This window comes from Nitrospira sp. BLG_2, from assembly GCF_049222245.1.
The window spans coordinates 1-6457 of record NZ_JBLYIG010000128.1 but is presented as its reverse complement, the minus strand read 5'-3'; the positions used below and the strand labels follow the sequence as shown (position 1 = coordinate 6457).

The following is a 6457-nucleotide window of genomic DNA, read 5'->3' as shown; positions in this document are numbered from 1 at the left end:
ACACCGAGTTAGAATTTCTCCAGCAAGTCGCCAAACAGGTGGCTGTTGCGGTGGAGAATGCGTTAGCTTTTCAACAAATCGCCGAGCTCAAAGATAAGCTGGCGAAAGAGAAACTCTATCTCGAAGAGGAGCTTCGTATTGAGCATGGGTTTGAGGATATCATCGGCGACAGCCATGCGTTAATGCAGGTGTTGAAACAAGTCGAAGTCGTGGCGCCGACGGATTCGACGGTGCTCATCCTGGGGGAAACAGGGACCGGTAAGGAACTCATCGCTCGGGCTATCCATCGACTCAGCGGCCGCAGGGAGCGCACGTTCGTCAAGCTGAATTGCGCCGCTATTCCGACCGGGCTGTTGGAAAGCGAACTTTTTGGACATGAACGAGGGGCTTTTACGGGCGCTATTGCTCAAAAAGCCGGCCGATTCGAGCTGGCCGATAAAGGGACGCTCTTTCTTGACGAAGTGGGAGAAATCCCGCTGGAGCTACAATCCAAATTGCTTCGGGTGTTGCAGGAGCAAGAGTTCGAGCGGTTGGGCAGTACAAAGACCGTCCGCGTTAATGTGCGACTGGTAGCCGCCACGAACCGAGATCTCAAGAGTTTGGTGGAGGCCCAGCGGTTTCGGAGCGACTTGTACTATCGCCTCAATGTCTTCCCGGTCACCTTGCCGCCCTTGCGTGAACGACGAGAGGACATTCCGACCTTAGTGCGCTATTTCACTCAGCGGTATGCCGTTAGTATGAAGAAAAATATCCAAACGGCTCACGCCAGGACGCTTGAAACGCTCTCCCGCTATGCCTGGCCCGGCAACATTCGCGAATTGGAAAATCTCGTCGAGCGTTCAGTCATTCTGACGCAAGGGACGGATCTGCACGTGCCCGTCGGAGAGCTTCAGAACGACCCTTCACTTTCTCTCATCTCCCCCGCCACGCTTGAAGACGCGGAGCGCGAGCAAATTTTGCGCGCTCTGCGCGAGACACAGTGGGTCATCGGAGGCCCCTCAGGTGCGGCGGCACGACTGGGAGTGAAACGAACCACTCTCCAGTCCAAGATGCAAAAGCTGGGCATCGCTCGCCCCTAAGGCGGTACAGTTTCGAAGAAGTTTATTTTATGCTAGCGCGCGGTGGTCTGGGCTGCATTACACACAGCTTCGCCAAGTGTTCGTATGAACAACCGTTGGCGGATAAGCCGGGCCGTATGGATTGGATGCGGCCACCCTTAGCTTCTCCGACCCCCTTCGGTCAGGAAGGATTGTCGGATACTTTCGGAGATTAGCGCGGTATCCCTAGTTGGCTCTTAGAACGATTTCCGGTTGGAGAGAGATTTAACTGCCGATTGGATAGTTTGATACAACTCTTCAACCGGTGCTTCTTTCGTGAGCAGGGTTGCAGCGCCAGCCTGGATCATGGCCTTATGATTTCCCCTATCAGCATTCACAGATAGTCCCACAATGACCATACCAGGAAAAGATCGCTTGATCACCGCTGTCGCTTCAATTCCGTTCATTTTTGGCATGTTAATGTCCATAAGCACGACATGGGGCTGAAGTGTTTGCGCCAGTGTAATTGCTTCCTCACCATTCGCCGCCTCGCCTGTGATGTGGATATCCGTATAAGCCTCCAGCATCGTGCGAAGCCCTTGCCGAATCATGGCATGATCATCGACAAGCAACACGCAAATCGTGGAGGGATCGCCGGGAAAGGTCTCTGCTTGCGAACGATGAGAAATAAATGGCAAATCACAACTTACGGCCCCTTGGCCTGCTACACTGCCGGTCAGCGGCAACACAAGGATAGCATTGGTTCCCTTGCCGGGTGCCGATTGAATCTCAAACGAGCCTCCCAGGGCCCGCATGCGTTCCTGGATGCTATATAGCCCAAACTTCGACGAAATCGCACCACCAGACGCTCCGCCTGCTGCTACGTCGAATCCCTTCCCCTCGTCCTTCACGGTGATGAAAAGATGGTCCGCTCGCTTTTTCATCGTGAGAGTTGCCTGTCCGGTGCCGGCATATTTGGCTGAATTGATCAAAAGCTCCCGCACCGATTGGAACAGCAACACACGGTGATCTTCCGGCAGGTTGAGACCTTGGTCGTCAGGTACGAGCGCGGTCACGGTGTGTTCATGACTTTTCTTCATGTACTCGGCGAGCCACTTGAAACTAGCAGCCAAGCCATGATCCCGGAGAACGGTCGGACTCAGTTCCGCCACCAATGTGCGGCTATAGGTCAAGGCATCGGACAAGATGTCATCGACTTTCTTCAGGACGGATTCATAGGCAGGCACACCGCTTGCCTTCCGCTTGCCCTGTCCGATTATCAACTTGCCGACGACTAACATCTGCTGCAGGTGGTCGTGCAGCTCAGTCGCCAGGCGTTTCCGTTCGCGCTGCTCAGCCATGTTTAATTCACTCGTCAGCGCACGGAGGCGTTCCTGGGACTGCACCAGATCCCGCGTGCGGTCCTCGATTTGTGCTTCAAGTTCCTGGGCAGATCGCTCCAGGCGCAACTGCGCTTCCTTCCGATCCGTGATGTCGAGATTGACTCCCACCATGCGGATCGCCCGGCCTTCTGCATCGCACAGCGTTTTGGCTTTGGCGTGGATCCATCGCATGGCACCGTCTGGCCGTACGATGCGATATTCGTATTCGAAGGCCGTCATGGGATCTTTCAGCGAACGCTGGATACCGGCATAAGCCAATGCCAGATCGTCCGGATGGACAAGACGCCGCCAGGTCTCGACCGTGCCGTCAAAGCCGCCGACCGGCAGACCCCACATGCGTTCCAATTCAGGGGACCAGATGCTTTTTTGCGCGGTAATATCCCAATCGAACACCCCTATATTCGCCGCCGATTGGGCTAATTGCAGCCGTGCTTCACTCGCATGGATGGCCGCCTCCAGCTTCAAGTGAGAGGTAATGTCCATCGCAATCCCGCTGAGGGCATAGGCTCTGCCCCCCTCGTCCTGAAGCAAGAACTTTCTGACCAGAGAGGTGTGGATGCCGTCCGCCTGAGGCACCATTTCCTCTATGGTCAGCAACTTTTCGGAGTTCCACACCTGTTGATCGTTAGCCATAAATTGCGCGGCCAGTTCAGAAGGGAGAAGGTCGCGGTCGGTATAGCCCAGAGACTTTTGGGGATTGACACCTAACACCCGTGCACATTCCTCGTTCATGAAGAGATACCGTCCGGCAGGGTCTTTGATGAAGATGGCCGTCGGTGCGTGGCTCAGGATCGACCTCAACCGCGCCTCGCTGCTCCGTAGTCGCGCCTCGCTGTGGCGGAGCGCGTCTTCCATCTGTTTATGAGAACTGATGTCCGCACAGGCGCCGATATAACCGCGAAATTCACGGTGGTCTCCCCACAAAGGCACCCCTTGATCGACAATCCAGCCGTATTCGCTATCCGCTCGACGCAAGCGGTATTCCATGGTGAATGGCTGCCGACGTTCAAACGCGTCGACATACGTTTTGAGACATCGTTCGTAGTCATCCGGGTGGACGCCTTTGGTCCATCCGTCACCAATTTCCTGCTCCAGTGTCCGACCAGTAAAGTTGAGCCAGCCTCGATTAAAGTAGGTGCAGTGTTTGTCGGTTCCGGCAATCCAGATGAGCACCGGTGCCGCATCCGCAATCAGCCGGAATCGGCTTTCACTCTCGTGTAGGTCACGTTGGATTCCCTTGATGCGTTCAGTGATCATCGTAATGGCCACTACTTCCACGACAAAGATACTCAGGCTGACCCATGAGCCACCAGTAAGAGCAACTGCGTAGATTGGCTCAATGAAGAGCAAGTCAGCGACGAGTGTAGAAAGGACGGAGGCCACGAGTCCAGGGCCTAGCCCACCCCTCCACGCGGCGAGCATGACGGCTAAGAAAAATGTGAAGAATGGGTATCCCGACGGAATGATTGGCTTGACTGCGAATCGAATAAGGGTTGCGAGTGCCACCACGAGAACGGCGAAGCCATATCGAACGATCCAACTATCTCGGGAACGGTTCAATACTGACTCGCTAAACTGCATAGGATTCTTTGATTCTGGAAAGAGAGAAGAACGAAATTCGTATTTTGTACAGAGGTATCTGTCTAACCTGTCCATAACCGCCAAACGCGCCTCCTGAGATGATGAATCTGACAATTCAATAATGGCGTTTGAAGGGGCACGATACTATATACGATCTATCCTTATACGATCCTAGGTAATACCCTAGTGTCTTACGCACCTAATGCCCAGGGCATAAAAGAAATGAGCATAGACACCGCCATGCCAAGAATCTGCACCAAACAAATACACACGGCAGGACGAACAGGAACACCGTAATCCCATAACTTTACACATTGGCCATATAGACTAGGTCTGAAAGGAACCATTTGTGACACAAGGCAAATAATTTGAAGTCGACCTCCTAGGGATTGAAAAGGTGGCTGTTCATCACCCAATGAACGCCGATACTAGCTGCATAACCTAACGCGATCGCCCATATCCATTTCAGGTGCGCAAAGAAGGTATAGACACCGCGTGCTTGTCCCATGAGGGCCACGCCAGCGGCCGACCCGATCGACAGCAGCGACCCGCCGACCCCTGCGGTCAACGTTATCAGAAGCCACTGGCCTAGGTTCATATCAGGGTTCATGCTTAATACGGCGAACATGATGGGGATGTTGTCTATAACTGCTGACAAAATCCCCACGAGGATATTGGCGGTCGTTGCGCCTAAATCCTGATAAAGAAAAGTGGACAGCACGGCGAGATAACCTAGCGCCCCAAGACCGCCGACGCAGAGCATGATGCCATAGAAGAACATCAGCGTATCCCATTCCACGCGTTTCATGCTGATGAAAATATCGAACGGCTTTAGGGCCGGTTTTAATAAACCATTCCTCCGTCTCGAGTTTTCGTCATCAAGCACAGTAATGTCCGTCCATTCATCCAATTCCTTCCGTCGAATAAAATGACCATAGGATTTAAGAATCCCAAGTCCGGCCATCATGCCGAGAAACGGAGGCATTTCCAGAAAATGGTGCATTACCACAGTGCTGGCTATGGTGAGGAAAAACAAAAGAATAATGATATAGCCGCCGCGCTTCACTTCCACAGTTTCCACCGTAGCTGACGGCTTCTCCCACGGGATGGTTAGCGACATCGCCATTGCTGGCACAAGCCAATTGACGAGCGAGGGCACAAACAGTGCAAAAAACTCTCCGAATTTCACCACGCCCTTTTGCCAGACCATGAGCGTGGTGATATCTCCGAACGGGCTGAAACTGCCCCCGGCATTAGCAGCTACGACCACATTGATGCAGCCCAAGGCAATGAATCGCCCATTGCCTGCACCGATTGCCATGACTACGGCACCCATGACCAGCGCCGTCGTGAGATTGTCGGCCATAGGCGATATAAAAAAAGCCAGGGTGCCAGTCAGCCAGAACACGCTGCGGAGCGAAAATCCAAACGAAACGAGACGTGCCCGCAACGCCTCAAAGATGTTGCGTTCGCTTAGCGGATTGATGAAGGTCATGGCGGAAAGGAGGAACAGCAGCAGCTCGGCATATTCAAGCAGGGTATGCCGCAGGATTTCAGCGGCGGCATGCGATTGGTTTTGTGTGCTGTACGCCAGTGCCGTCAAAACCCAGATCACACCCGCCGCAACCATGACCGGTTTGGATTTACGAAGGTGGGTTGATTCTTCGACAATAACCAGAAAATATGCGGCGGCAAACACGGCCAGCGCCGCATAACCCGTCCAGTGAGTGACAAAGCTCATCATCTGATTCCCTTTATTTTGGTACTAGAGCCGGAAAACCAAGTCCCACAGTCAATTTCACCGCTGTTATGGCGGCTTCCATCCCCATGAATTTATATGCCTCAAGTGCAGGCAGAGCCGAGAGATGCGTCAGCAGCCATGCCCCAGGCACCGTAGCGCTCAGGCCAGGGATGCCAAAGCGCCATACGACAGGCCAGTTCGCGTTTCTCCAGAGCAATGCCAGCTTCAACAGGTTATTGAGCAGATGGACGAGGGCGGTCATGGCGACAGCCACGGCCAGCGGGAAAAAGATAGCCACCACTGGCATCAGAATCGTCCCCAGGCCAAACCCGGAAAATAGGGTGAGCACAGCGGCAAGAAAGGCAGCGCCCAGAATCACAAACGTCATCATGGCATCATAAGCTCACAAAAGTTCTGTGTGCATGACGGGCAGCCACGCTTCACGAACCATTGTCATCGTGTCAGATGGTAGGGAACGTCGGTAATAATCACTCGGTCCTTGAAGAGCAGAGCGGCTTTGAGCATCAGCGCTCGCTGGTTGTGCAGGATGCTCTGCCACCACCTTGCCGGAAGAATCTCCGGGATCACGACGGTGATCCAGGTGTTGGGATCCTTCTCGAGCACTTCTTCAACGTAGTTCAATAACGATCCTAGGACCGACCGGTAGGGCGAGGAGAGGGCAATCAAATTGACAC

Annotated in this window: 4 protein-coding genes and 1 pseudogene; 1 reads left to right on the top strand and 4 read right to left on the bottom strand. The window is 53.8% G+C overall.

The annotated features are described in order from the left end of the window. Positions 1-1079, top strand: a 1079-nt coding sequence (locus ACOSYY_RS03740; RefSeq protein WP_421660927.1) for a sigma-54 interaction domain-containing protein, incomplete at its 5' end; no start/stop codon positions are given. Between the two features lie 215 nt (positions 1080-1294). On the opposite strand, the gene ACOSYY_RS03735 is transcribed toward ACOSYY_RS03740, so the two are convergent. The 4 genes and pseudogenes from ACOSYY_RS03735 to ACOSYY_RS03720 form a co-directional block, all read right to left on the bottom strand. Continuing rightward, positions 1295-4000 carry a PAS domain-containing protein gene (locus tag ACOSYY_RS03735; RefSeq protein ID WP_421660926.1) on the bottom strand — a complete coding sequence of 902 codons (2706 nt, stop codon included), beginning with the start codon at positions 3998-4000 and terminating at the stop codon, positions 1295-1297. Between the two features lie 403 nt (positions 4001-4403). Beyond that, positions 4404-5765, bottom strand: a complete 1362-nt coding sequence (nhaD, locus tag ACOSYY_RS03730) for a sodium:proton antiporter NhaD (protein WP_421660925.1) — start codon at positions 5763-5765, stop codon at positions 4404-4406. 10 nt (positions 5766-5775) lie between these two features. Beyond that, the gene (locus ACOSYY_RS03725; RefSeq protein ID WP_421660924.1) at positions 5776-6153 is read right to left on the bottom strand and encodes a TSUP family transporter; all 378 of its coding nucleotides are present in this window, start codon (positions 6151-6153) and stop codon (positions 5776-5778) included. Positions 6154-6215: 62 nt separating this feature from the next. Further along, positions 6216-6457, bottom strand: a pseudogene (locus tag ACOSYY_RS03720) (amino acid permease); the annotation flags it as partial.

Excerpts from the sequence above, each read along its gene's own strand:
- nhaD (WP_421660925.1), bottom strand. The coding sequence starts at position 5,765 with ATGATGAGCTTTGTCACTCACTGGACGGGTTATGCGGCGCTGGCCGTG.
- ACOSYY_RS03725 (WP_421660924.1), bottom strand. The coding sequence starts at position 6,153 with ATGATGACGTTTGTGATTCTGGGCGCTGCCTTTCTTGCCGCTGTGCTC.